The 19,039-nt window shown below is 57.2% G+C and carries 14 protein-coding genes; 6 read left to right on the forward strand and 8 right to left on the reverse strand.

Features of this window, described 5'->3' with window-relative positions; genetic code table 11:
• Positions 1–271: 271 nt before the first annotated feature.
• Positions 272–2,740 (reverse strand): hypothetical protein, encoded by a 2,469-nt coding sequence (locus AB5Y71_RS10520; RefSeq protein ID WP_368171522.1) that lies wholly within the window; start codon positions 2,738–2,740, stop codon positions 272–274.
• Positions 2,741–3,415: 675 nt separating this feature from the next.
• Here AB5Y71_RS10520 and AB5Y71_RS10525 point away from each other — a divergent pair.
• The 5 genes from AB5Y71_RS10525 to fdhD all read left to right on the forward strand — a co-directional run bounded on the left by AB5Y71_RS10525 (position 3,416) and on the right by fdhD (position 10,098).
• The gene (locus AB5Y71_RS10525; RefSeq protein ID WP_005333302.1) at positions 3,416–4,015 is read left to right on the forward strand and encodes a 4Fe-4S dicluster domain-containing protein; all 600 of its coding nucleotides are present in this window, start codon (positions 3,416–3,418) and stop codon (positions 4,013–4,015) included.
• Between the two features lie 46 nt (positions 4,016–4,061).
• Positions 4,062–6,206, forward strand: a complete 2,145-nt coding sequence (gene fdhF / locus AB5Y71_RS10530; protein ID WP_080771385.1) for a formate dehydrogenase subunit alpha — start codon at positions 4,062–4,064, stop codon at positions 6,204–6,206.
• Positions 6,207–6,458: 252 nt separating this feature from the next.
• On the forward strand, positions 6,459–6,701 hold the full coding sequence (locus AB5Y71_RS10535) for a hypothetical protein (RefSeq protein WP_234784138.1): 243 nt from the start codon (positions 6,459–6,461) through the stop codon (positions 6,699–6,701).
• Between the two features lie 416 nt (positions 6,702–7,117).
• On the forward strand, positions 7,118–9,250 hold the full coding sequence (locus AB5Y71_RS10540; protein ID WP_368171523.1) for a sigma 54-interacting transcriptional regulator: 2,133 nt from the start codon (positions 7,118–7,120) through the stop codon (positions 9,248–9,250).
• Entirely contained in the window at positions 9,247–10,098 is an 852-nt protein-coding gene (fdhD, locus tag AB5Y71_RS10545; RefSeq protein ID WP_368171524.1) for a formate dehydrogenase accessory sulfurtransferase FdhD, read from the forward strand. Before AB5Y71_RS10540 ends, fdhD begins: the two co-directional genes overlap by 4 nt.
• A gap of 103 nt (positions 10,099–10,201) precedes the next feature.
• Here the strand turns inward: fdhD and asd are convergent, their stop codons facing one another.
• From asd to AB5Y71_RS10565, 4 genes are all read right to left on the reverse strand, one after another.
• The gene (gene asd, locus AB5Y71_RS10550; protein ID WP_005345266.1) at positions 10,202–11,314 is read right to left on the reverse strand and encodes an aspartate-semialdehyde dehydrogenase; all 1,113 of its coding nucleotides are present in this window, start codon (positions 11,312–11,314) and stop codon (positions 10,202–10,204) included.
• Positions 11,315–11,666: 352 nt separating this feature from the next.
• On the reverse strand, positions 11,667–12,974 hold the full coding sequence (locus tag AB5Y71_RS10555; RefSeq protein ID WP_368171695.1) for a D-amino acid dehydrogenase: 1,308 nt from the start codon (positions 12,972–12,974) through the stop codon (positions 11,667–11,669).
• 157 nt (positions 12,975–13,131) lie between these two features.
• Positions 13,132–14,652, reverse strand: a complete 1,521-nt coding sequence (locus tag AB5Y71_RS10560) for a cryptochrome/photolyase family protein (protein WP_368171525.1) — start codon at positions 14,650–14,652, stop codon at positions 13,132–13,134.
• Positions 14,652–14,816, reverse strand: a complete 165-nt coding sequence (locus AB5Y71_RS10565; protein ID WP_368171526.1) for a DUF2256 domain-containing protein — start codon at positions 14,814–14,816, stop codon at positions 14,652–14,654. Before AB5Y71_RS10565 ends, AB5Y71_RS10560 begins: the two co-directional genes overlap by 1 nt.
• Before the next feature lie 460 nt (positions 14,817–15,276).
• Here AB5Y71_RS10565 and AB5Y71_RS10570 point away from each other — a divergent pair, with 460 nt between their 5' ends.
• Positions 15,277–16,662 (forward strand): tryptophanase, encoded by a 1,386-nt coding sequence (locus AB5Y71_RS10570; RefSeq protein WP_368171527.1) that lies wholly within the window; start codon positions 15,277–15,279, stop codon positions 16,660–16,662.
• A gap of 132 nt (positions 16,663–16,794) precedes the next feature.
• Here the strand turns inward: AB5Y71_RS10570 and cdd are convergent, their stop codons facing one another.
• From cdd to AB5Y71_RS10585, 3 genes are all read right to left on the reverse strand, one after another.
• Complete coding sequence (gene cdd / locus AB5Y71_RS10575) at positions 16,795–17,679, reverse strand: cytidine deaminase (protein ID WP_042061831.1); 885 nt, start codon at positions 17,677–17,679, stop codon at positions 16,795–16,797.
• 185 nt (positions 17,680–17,864) lie between these two features.
• Positions 17,865–18,551: an LrgB family protein gene (locus AB5Y71_RS10580; RefSeq protein ID WP_267511724.1), complete on the reverse strand. Its 687-nt coding sequence runs from the start codon at positions 18,549–18,551 to the stop codon at positions 17,865–17,867.
• Positions 18,548–18,904, reverse strand: a complete 357-nt coding sequence (locus tag AB5Y71_RS10585; protein ID WP_005333279.1) for a CidA/LrgA family protein — start codon at positions 18,902–18,904, stop codon at positions 18,548–18,550. Before AB5Y71_RS10585 ends, AB5Y71_RS10580 begins: the two co-directional genes overlap by 4 nt.
• Positions 18,905–19,039 lie beyond the last annotated feature (135 nt).

The raw sequence follows: 19,039 nt of genomic DNA on the forward strand, positions 1-19,039 counted from the left end.
AGGTATAAATAATCAAAACGCCCTTTTGAGTAAGGTTATTAATTGGCCATTGATTGAAATATTCATGCGCTTTGCGGGCAACCGTTTGTTTTATCTGGGGAAGTGGTTTGGCCACTATTTTTTACCGAAGTGAGTGAAAAACAGACGATAAAATAGTGACTAATTAATTGCTGGCAGGATGGCAAAGGGGAGGGGCTTGGGTAGCAATGGAGTCTTTATTGGTAGGGGAAAGGTAGGGTGCAATGAACGACGTGAATTGCACCCTACAAAATTATGCTTTCAACGGATAATCATGTGATTTAAACATATTTGTTTCAACCACCCTTTCCACATTATCAAACGATGATTCTCCCATTTTTAAAGCCTCAACAAGGTCGAAGTAACTAGGCTTGATAACAAGTCGATTCCAAGCACTCAGCAAGTACTCTCTAAATGCTACAGTTCTATTATATCTATCTTCAATGTTGAATGACTCGCATCCTGCACGCATCTTATTTACTATTTCAGGATTGAATATAGGAGTGTCAAATAACATTGCATCCAAATATGCAAAGTCACTAATCCAGCGTTTAAGATGATATTGCCCTGTCGATGTAATTCTAAACTTCACGGGCATTTCACCAATCAAACCTGTTTCGTCTTCATCAAAAGTAAAACGTTGCGAGGTTTCAATTAGTTTCTTGTTGGTAGCTCTTCTTAACGCATGCTCTGTTTGTGCAGGTATGTATCCAGTACCTTGCATTTCTGAAATTATTTCTTTTGTATTACAAAATCCATCTCGGTCTTGTAGTTCACTTTTATCTGATAAAATAGCTAGAATAAACGGGACAAGGAAATGCTCAGATTCATCAGCTATTGATATATCAAAAATGTTCATTGCTAAAGATGTGTTTGGATCAAAATGAGAAAATTCACCTAACAGTGCCTGTTTTGAAAACTCATGTACAGGAATGATATATCTACCTTCGTGTTCATATGTTCTAATTATTTTCTCTGCTTCCACATTAGGGCTTCCAATAAATCCAGTTATGAAAGTGAGAGCTTGTCTTACATTTCCCCCCGTGATGTTTTCTATAAACTCACCAAGTGATTTATTTCTTCTCAATGATTCGAGTAAAACCTTTATAAAAATAGATAAGTTGTCGATGTTTATTCTTACGAATTCGGCTTTTTCCAATGGGATCTTACCCTCGGACATTTCAAGAGCAAACTGAAGCCTTTTATCTAAAACTTGATCAATTCTTGGGGGGGAAATAGTAAATACTTTATGAGGATAAGCCGTCAGGGCACCTGAGGATTTTGATTTGAAGAACGTTTGTGGTCGCACAGATATGAAGACTAGTGAGCACCATTCTTTAGCCAACTCTTGAGAAATGACGAAAGCTTGTTGTTGTGTGTCAAAGTCTCTTTGGTCTGCATTATCAATACAGATTATTACTTGTTTTTTGCTTTGTTTGGATAAATGTGCAATAGAGTTTTTTAAATGCTCATCTTTATTGTTTATTTTTGATGATAGCATTTCTAATTGCTTCTCTTCATATTTTTCTCTGTTCGTCTCTCTGAGTCCCCCCCAAATACCACTGGCAAATCGCTGTATGTCTCTTGAGTATACGCCTCTTACAAATTTTAATTCTGATGTGTCGGTGTTATATTTGCAGAGCAGTTGTTCTTCAATCTCATTCAGAATAAATTGCTGAAGATTTGAAGCTAATGTGGCTTTTGCACCTAAATCAATATAAATGTATATCGCTTCATTGAATTCTTTAAACGCGCTAGAGTAAATAAGATTTTTTACAAAAGATGTTTTGCCTACGCCCACATCACCAATCAGTACAATTGGCCTTTTGGATAAAGCCTCTGCCATTATGCTAGGATCTAACCCGTGTTCTCGTTTATCTGGTTTTACGGATGTGAGTTTAGGTGACGCCTCACTATCACTAAATAAGGCAGCATAACGAGCTTGGATCATTTCTTTACTTAATAAAGCATATTTTGAAAGGGCACCACTTTCGCAATAACATTTTTTATAAAAAATCTCCTCGTTTTCTGTGCTTTCTAGTGCATCTTGTATGATCAACTCCGATATTTGGCGTAGAGATGTTTGAATTTCACTTGCATATCTAACTTTGGGATACATTGTAAGGTATGATGATAATTTATTAGGTATTCCTTTCACATCGGAAGCCAAATACTTTATTAAACGCTGTTCTTTTACTCCAAAATAAGAAAGCATATTCCATGCTAGAGTAAAATTACCAAGCATATCAGATAAACTATCAAAGACTAATGCTTTTCCATCAAGAGGAGAACAGCCATTTTGATTGCTTGCAATGAAAGATATATATTGGTGACCATTTGTAGCAACGGCAATAGGTGTTCCTCTAGAAGCGCAGTAATGTTGAACCTGCCTAATTGCGTTACCTAAATCGTCGTTGGCTTTTAATAGAGTGGGCAAGTCTATAATATTTTTCTTGGATAATCCTGCAGGTATTTCAAAAACTCTACCTTCTCGTTTGGCTTCGATAATTACTTGCCTTGGAGAGCCTAGCTCATAGTCTGTAAACGTATTTTGTTCATATTCCTCTACTTCTATTTGATCATCTGGCCATGCAAAAACATCTGTAATTATCTTGTTTATGATGTGGTGTCTTGTTTGTGCCTCATTTCTTATTTTTTCAAGATCTGAATTTTCTTCAATTATTTTTCTTAAAAATTGTTCACATTCATGCATGGTTTTCATTATATCTCCCTGTGTCTTCTAATACTGAAATCTAGAGTTCTTACATTTAGTTTGCAGCATTGAATTTCTGTTGACTGAACTCGTGATTCCCTGAGGAGTCCCTTCGGAACCAGTCTCCAAGTGGCACATATTAACCGGAGGGATAGAAAACTGAAGGGGCAGGGGCCTAAAACCGGCTCTGGCTCAACAAATCAGTCAATAAGTGGCCCATTTTTGTTCGGTTTGACTTGATGATGGCTTGCCAGCGCGATAGTAAAACCAAACAACTTGCCATCGCCGCAAGCGGCTTTAGCGTACTGCACAGCCCATTTTGGGCCCTTGCTATGGTTTTTCTCCCCCGGTTTCCTTCCTCCGTTTGTCCGGTTTGGGGCGGCCGATCCTGGCTGCAAACTCCTTCAAACGGCTCCGTTATACGGCTGGGGTAGGGGCTGGTCAGCCGGTGTCGAGCTCGTCACTTTTGTCGTGTCGATCACACTTCCCACCCCGTCGTCACCCTCGTCAGGGGGGGCAATTAGCACGTCATTCTTTCTAATTACTTCTTTATTTTCAGATGGTTGTGAGCTTTTATCGCACCCTTGGCCCGTTTTGGTCTGATAAATGCTTTGTGGGGGGCTGGCCGCCTCTTTGCCTGTCGGCGGGCGGCCCGGTGTAACGAACCATTTAGGATCCCTCTCTATGAACAGCTTCGTGATTGCAGATCCCAGTCTCTGTATTGGGTGTCGTACCTGTGAGGTGGCCTGCGCCGTTTCACACCAGTCAGGGTCTTGCAGCGGGACCCTTGAGCGGGAGGGCGGCCTGCATCTTGCCATCGAGGATGGACATCTGGTCTCCAGGGACAGCTACTTTCAGCCGCGCCTGAAGGTGATCGTCGGCAGCAAGGTGACCACGCCGGTGCTCTGCCGCCAGTGTGAAGACAAGCCGTGCGCCATGGCCTGCCCGAACAATGCCATCGTCAGCGAGGATGGCTGCGTCAAGGTGTTGCAGGAGCGCTGCATCGGCTGCAAGTCCTGCGTGGTGGCCTGTCCTTACGGCGCCATGGCGGTGGTGCTCAAAGAGGTGGCACCCGCTGCCGATTCGCTCTTCAAGCGTCCGCAGACCAAGGCGCAGGCGCTCAAGTGCGATCTCTGCCGTCACCGCGAGGCGGGCCCGGCCTGTGTCGAGGTGTGTCCGACCCAGGCGCTGCGGCTGGTCACGCCGGAGCATCTTGAAACCCTGAACCGGCAGAAGCAGCTGGCCAGTGCCGAGGCACTGCTGGCGATGCCGGCGCGGGTGTGAGCGGGCTTGCCGAGCCGTTTTTCGTTAACAAACAAGAGTGTGAGTCATGAAAAAAGTCATTACCGTGTGCCCCTATTGCGGCACCGGTTGCAAAATCAACCTGCTGGTTGAAAACGACAAGGTGGTGGGGGCCGAAGGCGCCAACGGCCGGACCAACGAGGGGCAGCTCTGCCTCAAGGGCTATTACGGTTGGGATTTTTTGAACGATACCAACCTGCTGACCCCCCGTCTCAAGAGCCCGATGATCCGCCGCGAGCGCGGTGGCAAGTTCGAGGCGGTCTCCTGGGATGAAGCGATCGAGTTTGCCAGCAGCCGTCTGTCTGCCATCAAGGCGAAATATGGCCCGGACGCCATCATGACCACCGGCTCTGCCCGTGGCCCCGGCAATGAAGCCAACTATGTGATGCAGAAATTTGCCCGTGCGGTGATTGGGACGAACAACGTCGACCACTGCGCGAGGGTGTGACACGCACCCTCAGTCTCCGGTCTGGAGACAACTGTAGGCAACGGCGCCATGAGCAACGCCATTCCCGAAATTCAAGAGACCAAGTGCCTGCTGGTGTTTGGTTACAACGCTGCTGACTCTCACCCCATCGTCGCCCGCCATATTCTCAAGGCGAAGGCAAACGGGGCCAAGGTGATTGTGTGTGATCCCCGCATGGTGGAGACCGCCCGTATCGCCGATCAGTGGCTGCCGCTCAAAAACGGTTCCAACATGGCGCTGGTTAACGCCTTCGCCAACGTGTTGATCAATGAAGGGCTCTACAACAAGGCCTTTGTCGCCAACTACACCGAAGGGTTCGAGACCTTCAAGGCGACGGTGGCCAAGTACACCCCGGAATATGTGGAGGGGATCACTGGCCTCAAAGCCGCCGATATCCGCGCCGCCATTCGCACCTATGCCGAGTCGCCTGCTTCCATGATCCTGTGGGGCATGGGGGTGACCCAGTACGGTCAGGCGGTGGACGTGGTCAAGGGGCTGGCGGGTCTGGCGCTGCTGACCGGCAACTTCGGTCGGCGCGGCACCGGCTGCGGGCCGGTGCGCGGTCAGAACAACGTGCAGGGCACCTGTGACATGGGGATGCTGCCCCACCAGTTCCCGGGTTATCAGTCGGTGGCCGATCCTGCCATCAGCGCCAAGTTCGCCAAGGCGTGGGGCGTGGCGTCACTCTCCCAAAAGCCCGGCTATCGCCTTACCGAGCTTGGCCACAAGGTGGAGGAGGGCAAGTGCAAGGCCTTCTACATCTTCGGTGAAGATCCGGCCCAGACCGAGGCAGATCTCGGTCAGTTCCGTCGCACTCTGGCGGGGATGGAGCTGGTGATCGTGCAGGATATCTTCATGACCCAGACTGCCGAGATGGCCGACGTCATTCTGCCCGCCACCAGCTGGGGCGAGCACGAAGGGGTCTACAGCTCGGCGGATCGCGGCTTCCAGCGCTTCTACAAGGCGGTGACGCCCCCTGAGAACGTGAAACCGGACTGGGCCATCTTCTCGTTGATGGCGACCGCCATGGGTTATCCCATGGAGTACCACAACACCGAAGAGATCTGGGACGAGATGCGTGCGCTCTGCCCGCTCTACGCCGGGGTCAGCTACGACAAGATGGCCGATCTCAAGAGCGTGCAGTGGCCTTGCCCGACCGAGGATCACCCGGGCACCAGCACTTTGTTCGAGGGGAACGTGTTCACCACCCCGAGCGGCAAGGGTCAGCTGATTGCCTCCGAGTGGCGGCCGCCGCTGGAGCAGCCTTGTGCCGAGTACCCGCTGGTGCTCTCCACCGTGCGCGAGGTAGGGCACTACTCCTGCCGCTCCATGACCGGCAACTGCTCGGCGCTGCAGACCCTGGCCGATGAGCCGGGCTATGTGCAGATCCACCCGAGTGATGCCAAAAAGCTTGGGGTGAAGGATCAGGCGCTGGTCTGGATCTCGTCGCGCCGTGGCAAGGTGATCACTCGTGCCAACTATAACGACCGGGTCAACGCCGGGGTGGTCTATATGACCTACCAGTGGTGGATCGGGGCCTGCAACGAGCTCACCATCGAGCACGTCGATCCCGTCTCCCACACGCCGGAGTACAAGTATTGCGCGGTGAAGATCGAGCGCATCGACAATCAGCCTGAGGCGGAAGTGTACGTCCAGACTGAATACAGCGCGCTCAAGGCGAAATTGCGCAGCGCAGCCAAAGGCTGATCGCCCTAAAAAAGAGGTTCTGCACAAATAAGGGAACCCGACTCGGATTTATCGAGTCGGGCACCCTTTTATTACCCAAAAAAAGGGGAGTAAATGATGCAACATGAAATTGGTCGCTTATTCGGACTTTTCTATATTGGCACCTATCTGGCGGCGATATTGCTGGGAATAGGTTGCTATATTTGGCGCGACGAGATGATATTTCTGCTCGGCTTCGGTTTTTTCGGCTGTTTTATGGCAGCAAGGCTCGCCATGAGCAGCGTATTTTCTGCCTTGAGTATTTCCAGTGCCTGGCTGATCGGGTTTATCTCCACCACCTTGATCAACGGCCTGCTGCTGGGGGTGATCACCCTGCTGATCTACCTCACGCATCAGAGCGTCACCGCCGAGCTTGCCGACAACGCCAGCTGGCTGCTGATGGCCTTCCAGAGCCTGTCGGCCCTCTTTATCTTCGGTGGCCTGAAGTGCTGCCACAGCCGGATCATCACCTCGTAAATTGCTGATGGATGGGCAGCAAACGCCATCTCGAAACCCGCAGTCAGCGAAGAGGAGAGGCAGATCTGACAGTTGACGGCGGCCCACTTTTCGGGCGCCTTAATTGAGATCAATAACTGATGAAATAACCGGTTAAATATGGCCATCAGATATATTAAATCGGATTGTAATGAAATTTGAGCTCATCTATGATGAGTCGCCATTCCAATATATCCCCCGATAACGATGTTACTTTTTGTTGTCGTTCGTTAATAACAACTCTGGAATTGCAACATGCGACAATTTTCGTCACCGCTTTTCTTATTGGCAGCCGCTTTTACGGGCTGCGGCTATTTATTTTGGTGACGGGGGCTTGTCGTGATGCGATGGCATGGACAGCCTGACTGGTGACTAAATCGATATAACGTGAGGCCGCAATGCTAAATGTGAGTGCCATCCCCCTGGACGAGATCTCTCCCATCTGGGACGACGGTTTCCTCCTGCTCTCCAAATCCCTCCTGTCGGCCGTGACGCTCGATGATTTTATCCACAAACTCAACAAGATAGATGCCAGCTTTGGCGGCGTAACCCGGGTCAATCTGATCCTCAACATGGGTGCGGACGAGGAGGCCATCTTCTACTTCATGGGACATTCCGGCCCAAAGCATCTGGTCTGCCCCAAGGCAGAGCTGCACCTCTCCCCCCGTCCTACCAAAGAGACCCCGGAACAGGCCATCATTCTCGCTGCCGCCCGCTTTGAGAATCGCTGCCCGGCGCTGGATCGCGAAGGGGTCTACGGGGGGCTGCGCTCCTACTGCCAGCTCCCCATCACCACCGCCCGCAGCCACTTGGGCGGGGTCGAGTTTATCAACACCCAGCTCGACAGCTTCACCATGGAGACGCTCGCCAAGCTGACCCAGCTGGCGGCCATTATCGCGATTGCGCTGGAGAACGTGCTCGACAAGGAGCGCACCCTGGAGCAGGCCAACTCCCTGCGTCTTGAGCGCGACAGCTGCAAAATTCTGGTGGATGTGACCAACGCAGTGATCAAGCTGGTGCGCATTGCCGAGCTGCCCAAGAGCCTGTTTGCCATCCTGCACCACCACTTCGGCATCAGCAGCTTGTGTCTGGCCGAATACAACGCCACCTCCGACAGCTTCAAGAGCTATCTGGTCAATCAGCACCAGAGCGAGCAGCCGGGTATCATCGATCACTCCTGTTTTGAAAAGAAGTGCCTGCAGGGGGCCCTTGGCCACAGCGAGCCGTTTTTTGTCTATCGTGAACATGGCCACGGCTGCAGCAATCGCTGCCGCTTTACCTCCCAGATCCTGCCGCCCGAGGCCGACAGCTCCTGCATTTTGCCGCTGCGCTATCGGGGCAATCTGCTGGGGGGGCTGATCCTCTCGCACCCCAACGCCGACTTCTTTGCCGATATCGATATCTCCTTGCTGGAGCAGGTGGCGGCACGTACGGCCATTGCCATGAACAACGTGCAGGCGCAGCAGGAGATCTCCAACACCAACGGCGCCAAAGAGAAGACCATTCGCATCAACGAGCCGCAGATGCAGGGGGAGTTCCCCCACATCATCTACCAGAGCGCGGTGATGGAGAGCGTGCTGGAGAAGGTGCGGCTGGTGGCCGAGAGCGACAGTACCGTGCTGATCCTCGGTGAGACCGGTACCGGCAAGGAGCTGATCGCCCAGGCCATTCACGCCCTGAGTGCCCGCCACGACCACGAGATGGTGAAAGTGAACTGCGCCGCCATTCCCACCGGCCTTATCGAGAGCGATCTCTTTGGCCACGAGAAGGGGGCCTTTACCGGCGCCCTGACCCAGCGGATCGGCCGTTTCGAGCGGGCCCACAAGGGCACCCTGTTCCTCGACGAAGTGGGGGATATGCCGCTGGATTTGCAGCCGAAACTGTTGCGGGTATTGCAGGAGCACGAGCTGGAGCGGGTCGGCAACAGCAACCCCATCGCAGTGGATGTGCGGCTGGTGGCCGCCACCAACTGCGATCTGCTCTCAATGGTCAAGAACAAGCGCTTTCGAAGCGATCTCTACTATCGGCTCAATGTCTTTCCCATCGAGCTGCCACCCCTGCGGGAGCGTCGCGAGGATATTCCGCTCTTGGTCAATTTCTTTATCAAGAAGATCGCCAAGCGGATGCGCCGCACCATCACCTCGATCCCCGCCGATGCCATGAAGATGCTGGTATCGCTCCCCTGGTACGGCAATACCCGCGAGCTGGAGAACGTCATCGAGCGCGCCGTGGTGATGACCCGCGGTCATGTGCTCAACCTCTCGCCCGATGAGCTGATGCCCCTCAAGGGCTACCACAAGATTGAGACCCTGGTCTATGACGAGCCCGCCACGCCGCTCTTTGCCGAGGAGGGGCCGATTGATGAGCGCGAGGCGATCATCGCTGCCCTGCGCGACTGCAACGGCATAGTCGCTGGCGAACGGGGGGCTGCCAACCGCCTCGGCATGAAGCGCACCACCTTGCTCTCCAAGATGAAGCGGCTCGGCATCTCGGCCCGGGATCCCGAGATCATTGACGGGGTCGCACCATGAGAGAGGCCATAGAGCTTGAGGCGCGAAGCGAGCAGAGCGAACAGAACGAGCTGGCCCGCTGCGCCATCCACCGCGAGGTGGTGCACTACCGCGCTGATACCTTGGCCTGCGATAGCGAGATGGAGCTCCCCTCCGAGACGCCGGTGGCGCTGGTCTACAACGGCATCGCCCACAGCGTGATGATGTGCTCGGCCTCCGATCTGGAGGATTTCGCCATCGGGTTTTCGCTATCCGAGGGGATCATCGACAGCCTGCTCGATATCCACGACATCGAGCAGATCGACGGCTGTCAGGGGATTGAGCTGCATATCACCCTGGCCAATCGCTGCGTCCATCGCCTCAAAGAGAAGCGGCGCACTCTGGCGGGCCGTACCGGTTGCGGCATCTGCGGCAGCGAGAGTCTGGAGCAGGTGATCCGCACCCAGCCAAGCTTGCCCGATAGTCAGCGCCTGGCGGTGGGCCATATCGACAAGGTATTGAGCGCGCTGCGCCCGCTCCAGCTGCTGGGTCAGCGCACCGGCGCCACCCATGCGGCTGTGCATCTGGACGGGGAGGGCAATATTCTCGCCATCCGCGAGGATGTGGGGCGCCATATTGCGCTGGACAAGCTGGTGGGCCATCTGTGCCGCAGCGGTCGGCGGGATGGCGCCATTCTGGTAACCAGCCGCGCCAGCTTCGAGATGGTGCAAAAGTGCGCCAGCGCCGGAGTGGAAATATTGCTCGCCATCTCGGCCGCCACCGAGCTTGCGGTCGAGCGGGCCGAGCAGACCGGGCTCACCCTGGTGGGCTTTTGTCGCCCCGGGCGGGCCGAGATCTACAGCGGCTGTCAGCGAATCCTGCTCAAGTAATGGCAAGGCCGTGAACCCGTTAAACGGGTCATAAAAACAGGCAATGAAAAAGGGCGGGGAGTGTGACTCCCCGCCCTTGTTGTATCTGCCTATAGCTTGCGGATTAGCGCGCCAGCAGGATACGCAGCATCCGGCGCAGCGGCTCGGCGGCGCCCCACAGCAGTTGGTCACCCACGGTAAAGGCGGCCAGATACTCAGGGCCCATATTGAGCTTGCGCAGACGGCCCACCGGAATGCTGAGGGTGCCGGTAACGGCCGCCGGAGTCAGCTCGCGGGCTGTGATGTCGCGATCGTTGGGGATCACTTTCACCCAGTCGTTGTGGGCAGCCAGCAGCGCTTCGATCTCCGCCAGCGGCACATCCTTTTTCAGCTTGATGGTGAACGCCTGGCTGTGGCAGCGCAGGGCGCCGATCCGCACGCACAAACCATCCACCGGAATGACGGCGTTTTCGATACCCAAAATCTTGTTGGTCTCGGCCTGACCCTTCCACTCTTCACGGCTCTGGCCGTTGTCGAGCTTGGTGTCGATCCAGGGGATAAGGCCACCGGCCAGCGGCACGCCGAAGTTGTCCACCGGCAGGGTGCCGGAACGGGTCTTCTCGGTGATCTTGCGCTCGATGTCGAGGATGGCGGAGGCGGGGTCAGCCAGCTCGACCGCCACTTCGTCACGCAGCATCCCCATCTGGGTAACCAGCTCGCGCATATGGCGGGCTCCGCCACCGGAGGCTGCCTGATAGGTGGCAACGCTCACCCACTCCACCAGATCGGCCTTGAACAGGCCGCCGAGGGCCAGCAGCATCAGGCTGACGGTGCAGTTGCCGCCGACGAAGGTCTTGATGCCATCGTTCAGGGCCTGCTCAATCACGTCGCCGTTGACCGGATCCAGAATGATGACGGCATCTTTCTCCATCCGCAGGGAGGAGGCGGCGTCAATCCAGTAGCCCTGCCAGCCAGCGGCCTTCAGGCGTGGATAGACATCCTTGGTGTAGTCGCCGCCCTGCGCGGTGATGATGATATCCTGCTTGGCCAGCGCCTCGATATCGAAGGCGTCCTGCAGAGTACCGGCATCGACGCCGAAGTTGGGTGCGGCCTCACCGGCCTGGGAGGTGGTGAAGAATGTGGGTTGAATATGGGCGAAATCCTGTTCTTCCTGCATCCGGCTCATCAGAACCGATCCCACCATGCCACGCCAACCGACCAAACCTACTTTTTTCATAATGTCCTACCCTGGATTGCTGCTAAAGAAACTCGCGGTGACACCCGTAACCTCTTGTCTGGCGACGCCTGTTTACAAGCGGTTTACAGGTCATTTAAAAAATATGCGCTGCGAAAAATGCGTCTATCCACATTACGGATTGTGGCGGCTTGCGCAAGTCGAATTGCGCAATATTCTGTGCCGTTTGCTGCATTAACCGGCAGCCAGACTACCGCTCAGGCAGACGGGGAGGGAGAAGGTCAACATCAGACGAAAAGGCCACCGTTTATGGCGGTGGCCTGTCAATAAAGCGGTTGAGAACGTCCTCTGCTGGGCGTAGTTGGCGAGTGAAACAGCCCGACAGCTTGGGTGCTTAGCCGTAACGAGCCAGAGTGAGCCCCTCATCGCTGATGGCGGGTTCGCTGCCGCTGATGAGATCGCACAACAGCTGACCCGAACCGGCCGCCATGGTCCAGCCCAGGGTGCCGTGGCCGGTATTGAGCCAGAGACCGGGAATGGGGCTGGGCCCCACCAGCGGGGTACCGTCCGGCGTCATGGGGCGCAGGCCGGTCCAGAACTCGGCTTGGCTGATATCGCCCCCCTCGGGAAAGAGATCGCCCACCACCATTGCCAAAGTGTCGTGGCGCCTCGGGTTGAGGGCGAGGTTGTAGCCCGACAGTTCCGCCATGCCGCCGACCCGGATCCGCTCGTCAAAACGGGTGATGGCCACCTTGTAGGTCTCGTCGAGCACGGTACTGCGCGGCGCGGCCTCGGCATTGATCATCGGCAGGGTGAGGGAGTAGCCCTTGACCGGATAGACCGGCAGCTCCAGTCCGAGCGGGCGCAGCAGCGGCCGTAGAAAACCGGTGGCATAACTGCCAAGTGCACAGACGATGGCATCGGCACGATAGCGCTGCTCGCCCGCCCGCACCGCCACGGCGCGGCCGCGTGCTTGCTCAATCTCGTCGATGTCGCAGTTGAAGACGAACTTGACCCCGAGCTTCTCGGCTTCAAGGGCCAGGGCCTTGGTGAAGCGGAAGCAGTCGCCGGTCTCGTCGCCGGGCAGACGCAAGCCGCCAACGATTTTGCCGCGCACCCGCGCCAGTGCAGGCTCTGCCGCTTCGCAGCCGCTGGCATCCAGCGACTGGTAGGGGACGCCATACTCCTCCAGCACCTCGATATCGCGCTGGCTGGCATCGAGCTGGGAATGGCTGCGAAACAGCTGCAGGGTGCCGAGCTGGCGCCCTTCGTAATCGATGTTCAGCTCGTCGCGCAGCAGCTTCATGCAGTCGCGGCTGTATTCGGCCAGACGCACCATGCGTCCCTTGTTGGTGGCATAGGCGGTCGGGGTGCAGTTGGCGAGCATTCTGAGCATCCAGCGTAGCTGGAAGGGATCGGCAGTGGGGCGCACGGTGAAGGGGGCATGCTTTTGCAGCATCCACTTGGCGGCCTTGAGGGGAATGCCGGGGGCCGCCCAGGGGGCCGCATAACCCGGGGATATCTGCCCGGCGTTGGCATGGCTGGTTTCAAGGGCGACGCCCCCCTGTCGCTCCAGCAGGGTCACCTTGTGACCCGCTTTGGCCAGATACCAGGCGCTGGTTACCCCGATCACGCCGCCACCGAGAACCACTATCTCCATATCGTCTTTCCTTGACTGATCTCCTGATGTGGCCACCACCATAATCAGCCGCCACAGGATATTCAACCGCTCTACGCAGGATTGGGATCTCCGTCTGCTTGCCTGTCACAAGCTGGTGTTTGGTGCGATGGAGAGCCTGATTGCCAGCGTAAATCGCTGCACTGTTGTCAGTGTGAATGTGCCAGGGGGCATGGCCCGCTTACAACTGCTCCAGCTTGATCAGGTAGTGTTCTGCCGTGGCCAGAATGGCCTGCTGCTGTTCGGCGGCTTGGCCATCCCAGTTGGCATAGGGGAGGGCGAGGCGGGGATTGCCGCCAAGTTTGTCCCGATTGCGCCAGAGAAAGTGCCAGTAGAGGCTGTTGAAGGGGCAACTCCCGTCGCCGCTGCGGGCTTTGACCTGATAGTGGCACCCCTTGCAGTAGTGGCCCATCCGCTCGAGATAGGCGCCGCTGCTGGCGTAGGGCTTGCTGCCCATCAGGCCGCCATCGGCAAACTGGCTCATGCCGCGGGTGTTGGGCAGCTCCACCCATTCGATGGCATCCACATAGATGCCGAGATACCAGTCATCCACCTCGTCAGGAGCAAGCCCCGCCAGCAGGGCAAAGTTGCCGGTCACCATCAGCCGCTGGATATGGTGGGCGTAACCGTGCTCAAGGGATTGGCTAATGGCGTGGCGCACGCAGGCCATCCTGGTTTCGCCGCTCCAGAAAAAGCTGGGCAGCGACCGGTTGGCACCGAGAAAATTGGTGCGCTGATAGTCGGGCATCTTCTCCCAATAGAGGGCACGGACAAACTCGCGCCAGCCGAGGATCTGGCGGATAAAACCCTCCACCTGCGCCAACGTGATGGTGGCCTGATTGGCCTGCCAGTGGGTCTCGGCGGCGCGGATCACCTCAAGCGGATTAAGCATCTTGCTGTTGAGGGAAAACGACAGACGGCTGTGAAACAGGCTCCAACCCCGCTCGCTCAGGGCATCCTGATAGCGGCCAAAGTGAGGCAGGCAGTGCGCCAGAAAATGGGCCAGCAGCTCGCGACTCTGGCGCCTTGTGATGGGCCAGGGCAGCCTGCTGGCATCCGCCTCGCCGATGGTGCTGACCCCGTGGCGGGTCAGCATGGCATCAATCTCGCTCACCTCGTTGGCAAAGGTGAGGGGGGCCGGGATCGGCTGGCTCGCCGGCAGTTTGGCTCGGTTCTCGCCATCAAAATTCCAGCGCCCACCAAGGGGTTGGCCGCGCTCATCGAGCAGCACTTGGTATTGCTTTCGCAGGGCGCGGTAGAAGAACTCCATCCGGCTGTGGGGGTAGCGCTGCCAGCCATCACGGGGGGTGAGAAAATGTTCGCTCTCCACCTCGGTAGCAGGGATGGCAAGGCCCGCCGCCCAGCTTTTCAACTGGCTGGCGAGGCGCCACTCGTCCGGGCTCTGCCAGGCAAAGCTGTCGGCCTGATGTGCTTCGAGCTGAGCTGCCAGCAGGCTGGGCAAGTCGGGCCAGCGGGCGCTCTCATCGAGGGTCAGGTAACAGACGCGGTGGCCCGCTTGGGTGAGGGCCGCTGCGAAGGCGCGCATGGCGGCAAAGAAGGCCTGCACCTTCTGGCGATGGTGGCGGCAGTAGTCGGTCTCTTGGCGCAGCTCCGCCATTAGATAGCAGATCGCCGGATCCGAGGTGCGAAACCAGCTGTGACCGGCGTTCAGCTGATCGCCGAGAATCAGGCGCAGCTCCATCACATTGGCTCCCCGTTATGTTGGCAGCTGTGGTGACGAGCATGGCGACAGTGCTCGCTGCAGTAGCGAACCTCCTCCCAACTGCGTGCCCACTTGCGCCGCCAACTGAAGGGGCGTTGGCAGACGGGGCAGATCTTCTCGGGCAGATGGGGTTTGCGATGCATGATGGCTTCCGGCCTTGGCTGATGGGGGATGTGGCGTGTGGGTAGGGAGAATAACGAAGCGGGAGCGCGGGCGGATCAACCTCGCTGCCGGTTTGCCGCGCAGATGCCCACTTTGTGAGCGGGCGCACAGCCCGTCGGTGCGCCCCTTGTTTGCCAATTAACCAGCCGTTAACGTGGCGAGGCTGCCTGCTGGCAGCATCCATCAATAGATCTTGTTAGCCACCGACTGTTTACAACCGATATGGAGGGGAGTGATGCCAATCATGACAGCTACGCCCCGGGCAGCTTGCCTGCTCGCCCACTGGTATACCCGGGATCCCATTCTCACCTTCGACTTTCCTCACCGCTGATTGGCGGCACCCGCCGTTTGAATTTGTCAGCCGGACGACCCTGATCGCCCAGGCCTCTTTGCCAATTCCGATTTCAAACACACTGGCCCAGCGCCGGTGAGGAGTCTTATATGCGTCGTATACCCGAGCCGTTTCGTATCAAGATGGTCGAGCCCATCAAACAGACCACTGGCGCCGAGCGCTGTGCCGCCCTCGAGGCCGCGGGCTGGAACCCCTTCCTGCTGCTGGCCGAGGATGTCTATATCGATCTGCTGACCGACAGCGGCACCGGTGCCATGTCCGACCGTCAGTGGGCCGGTATCATGATGGGGGATGAAGCCTATGCGGGCAGCCGCAACTTCGTCGAGCTGGAGCGCACGGTGCGCGATATCTTCGGCTATCAGCATGTGATGCCCACCCACCAGGGGCGCGGGGCCGAGCAGATCCTCTTCCCCGAGCTGGTCAAGCGCTGTAAGGGCAAGGCGCCGGTGTTTATCTCCAACTACCACTTCGACACCACCAAGGCTCACGTGGAGTTGGCTGGCGCACGGGCCATCAACCTGCTCACCCCAAAAGCCCTCGACACCACTGCCCCTTATGCCTGGAAGGGGGACTTTGATCTCCCTCGCCTGAGCGACACCATCGAGACCCTGGGGGCCGCCAACGTGGCCGGCATCATCATCACGGTCACCTGCAACAGCGCCGGTGGCCAGCCGGTCTCCATGGCCAATATGGAGGCGGTCTCCGAGTTGGCCCGTCGTCACCAGATTCCGGTGGTGATCGACGCCGCCCGCTTCGCCGAGAACGCCTGGTTTATCAAGGAGCGGGACCCGGCCTATGCCAAGTGCAGCATCAAGGAGATAGTGCGCCAGATGTTCGCGCTGGGGGACATCTTCACCATGTCGGCCAAGAAGGATGGGTTGGTCAATATCGGCGGGTTGTGTTGCTTTAAAGAGGATCTCGACCTGTTCCGTGCAGTGCAGGTGCGCTGTGTGGCGATGGAGGGGTTTGTCACCTATGGCGGGCTTGCCGGCCGGGACATGGCGGCGCTCGCCATTGGCCTGCGGGAGGGGATGGATGAGGAGTATCTCACCTACCGCATCAGTCAGGTGGCTTATCTCGGCGAGCGGCTGGCAGAGGCGGGCATCCCCATCCAGACCCCCACTGGCGGCCATGCGGTGTTTGTGGATGCCAAAAAGCTGCTGCCCCATATTCCGGCCGAGCAGTTTCCGGCTCATGCACTCGCCTGCGAGCTCTATCTGGAAGGGGGTGTGCGCGGGGTGGAGATTGGCTCCCTGCTGCTGGGGCGTGATCCCGCCACCGGCAAGCAGGAGGCGGCGGACTTCGAGCTGCTGCGTCTGACCATTCCGCGCCGGGTCTACACCCGGGATCACATGGACTATGTGGCCGACTGCCTGATCGCGGTGAAAGCACGGGCCCGAGACATTCGCGGGCTCACCTTTGACTACGAGCCGCCGCTACTGCGCCACTTCACGGCGCGGCTGAAACCGGTCTGATCAGCAATCGGTTAGATGTGGTGATCAACCGCGCCAAGCCGTGAGATCACCGGCCACTCCCGGTTAAACGGCCAAGTAAAAAGCCCCCGCACCTTGGTGCGGGGGCTTTCGTTTATCGACACAAAGCCGAGATCAAACCGCCTGATACTCCAGCTCGACCGAGCCCAGCGCCTTGAGGGTGGACTGGGCGGAGTCACGCTGGCTGATCTGGCCGTTTTTGTTCTCCAGCAGCACTGCGCGGCGGATGGTGGCGAGATCTTCGCCGTTAAGCACCGCATGGGCGCAGGCCATCTGCATCGGCGGCAGGCTGGGGTTGAAGGCGGCGTTCTCGGCGTAGCGGCCAGAGAAAATGCGGCCATCGGCAAACTGCAGCGCCACCGCGGCATAGCCCTGACTGTAGGGGGCGTAGCTTTGACGGGCGGCGGCCAGCGCAGCCTGCCACAGCGGGTCTTCGCTTTGAAGCTGAAGCTCTGCGTGATCTTGCGGGCTCATCAGCGCATCCGTGATGTCGAGATCCGCCGGGCCAAACGAGTGGGGCAGGAAGGATTGCAGGGCACTCAGGTCATCGGGCAGAGAGACTTTCAGGATCTTGGCGGTGCTCAGCTCGTTCATGAACTGACGGCAATGGCCGCAGGGGGTGTAGTTGACGGTGATTTCAGAGATCCCGGTCTCGCCACCCAGCCAGGCGTTGGAGATGGCGGACTGCTCGGCGTGGACCGAGTGGAACAGACCTTGTCCCGCGAACTCCATGTTGGCACCGAAGTACCAGCTGCCGCTCAGGCCGCAGGCGATGGCACCGACGTAAAACTTGGAAATGGGTGCCACCGAGCAGGCAGCAGCCAGCGGCAACAGGGCGAGGCGCAGGGCGCGATCATCGAGACCTGTGGCGGCTTTCAGGGTGGCGACTTGCTCCGGCGTGAAGCGGGCGTTGAAGTCGGCACTATCCAGCATGGGCTGCACGGCTGCTTTGAGCGGGGCAGAGAGGGTATCGAATGGCTTGGCAAAACGGGGATGCATAGTGTGTCCTCAAAGGCCAATTGGGCGGCCATTGTAGGGAGCAAGCTCGGGTAAATGTGTGAGCAGGCTCACGCCCTGATGGGCAAACGGAGGGGGATGGTAATGGAAACGTTTGTCTTGTGCAAATTGTGCGGCAGGTCGCACCCCGACAGCGCTGCAGAGCCGTCGGGGTGGTTAATCATCGGTCAGGTGAGCCAGTGATAGATGGCAAAGAGGAGGGGCGCGACGGCAGCGGTGAGAATGCCGCACACCACCATGGCCAGCGAGGCAAAGGCGCCCTGGGTGATCCCCTTCTCGGCGGAGGTGGCGGTGCCGATGGCGTGGGCACAGGCCCCCATGGCGAGCCCTTGGGCTTCCGGGTCGGTCACTTTCAGCAGTTTGAGCAGCGGGTAGCCGATCAGGGCGCCGACAATTCCCACCACCACCACCACTGCCGCCGCGATGGCGGGAATGCCACCAATGGACTGACTGACGCTCATGGCGAGCGGGGTGGTGATGGATTTGGTCGCCAATGAGGCGAGCAGCGCCGGATCTGTGCCCATAAAATGACCGATCAGCAGGGTTGTGCACACCGAGATCAAGACGGAGGCGAGGGTACAGATTAGGATGGGCTTGAGCTTGGCCTGGATCTGGCGCGCCTGTTGATAGAGCGGCAGCGCCAGTGCCACTACTGCGGGTTCCAGCAGCATGGTAATGGGGCTGCTGCCGTGCTCGTACTGCTCAAGGGGTAGATCGAGCCAGAGTAGCAGGCCGATGATCACCGCGGTTGGCACCAGCACCGGGTTGATGATGGGCCAGGGCAGGCGGCGATAGAGGGCGCGGGTGGCGAAATAGAGCGCGAGCGTTAAGGGAATGGCGAGCCAGAAGATCATTTGTTCATCCTCTGGTAGAGCCGACCGACGGTGGCGAGGATAAGCACGATCCCGAGCACGATGCAGAGCATGATGACGCCGAAGGATTGGCGCAATGGCTCAAGCCAGGCCACCAGTCCGACTGCAACCGGCACGAACAAAACGCCCATGTGGCGCAGCAGTAAGCCTGCCCCCAGCTCGACCCAGTGCAGCTTGATCAGTTGCAGGGAGAGCAGCACAAACAGCAGCAGCATGCCGATGATGCTGCCGGGAAAGGCGAACGGCAGGATGGCTGCCACGGATTTGCCTGCCAGCAGGCAGGCGACGATGACCATAAAGTCACGAAAGTACAGCAAGGCGCGTTGCGCGATCACGTGAACCTCATCGACTGGGAAGAAAAATCGCAGTTTACCAGAGAGGGCGGGTCGCGGCATTAAAACAATAACAACTGAAATCAGTTCATTTGAGGCTGATTTGATTGGCAATTTTTGAAAATTGTCTGATAGAAC

The sequence above is a fragment of the Aeromonas sp. R9-2 genome (assembly GCF_040908025.1).
Lineage (GTDB): Bacteria > Pseudomonadota > Gammaproteobacteria > Enterobacterales > Aeromonadaceae > Aeromonas > Aeromonas veronii.

Bases quoted from the DNA above. Each gene is read 5' to 3' on its own strand.
- AB5Y71_RS10520 (WP_368171522.1), bottom strand. From the start codon at position 2,740: ATGAAAACCATGCATGAATGTGAACAATTTTTAAGAAAAATAATTGAA.
- AB5Y71_RS10525 (WP_005333302.1), top strand. From the start codon at position 3,416: ATGAACAGCTTCGTGATTGCAGATCCCAGTCTCTGTATTGGGTGTCGT.
- AB5Y71_RS10535 (WP_234784138.1), top strand. From the start codon at position 6,459: ATGAGCAGCGTATTTTCTGCCTTGAGTATTTCCAGTGCCTGGCTGATC.
- AB5Y71_RS10540 (WP_368171523.1), top strand. From the start codon at position 7,118: ATGCTAAATGTGAGTGCCATCCCCCTGGACGAGATCTCTCCCATCTGG.
- fdhD (WP_368171524.1), top strand. From the start codon at position 9,247: ATGAGAGAGGCCATAGAGCTTGAGGCGCGAAGCGAGCAGAGCGAACAG.
- asd (WP_005345266.1), bottom strand. From the start codon at position 11,314: ATGAAAAAAGTAGGTTTGGTCGGTTGGCGTGGCATGGTGGGATCGGTT.
- AB5Y71_RS10555 (WP_368171695.1), bottom strand. From the start codon at position 12,974: ATGGTGGTGGCCACATCAGGAGATCAGTCAAGGAAAGACGATATGGAG.
- AB5Y71_RS10560 (WP_368171525.1), bottom strand. From the start codon at position 14,652: ATGGAGCTGCGCCTGATTCTCGGCGATCAGCTGAACGCCGGTCACAGC.
- AB5Y71_RS10565 (WP_368171526.1), bottom strand. From the start codon at position 14,816: ATGCATCGCAAACCCCATCTGCCCGAGAAGATCTGCCCCGTCTGCCAA.
- AB5Y71_RS10570 (WP_368171527.1), top strand. From the start codon at position 15,277: ATGCGTCGTATACCCGAGCCGTTTCGTATCAAGATGGTCGAGCCCATC.
- cdd (WP_042061831.1), bottom strand. From the start codon at position 17,679: ATGCATCCCCGTTTTGCCAAGCCATTCGATACCCTCTCTGCCCCGCTC.
- AB5Y71_RS10580 (WP_267511724.1), bottom strand. From the start codon at position 18,551: ATGATCTTCTGGCTCGCCATTCCCTTAACGCTCGCGCTCTATTTCGCC.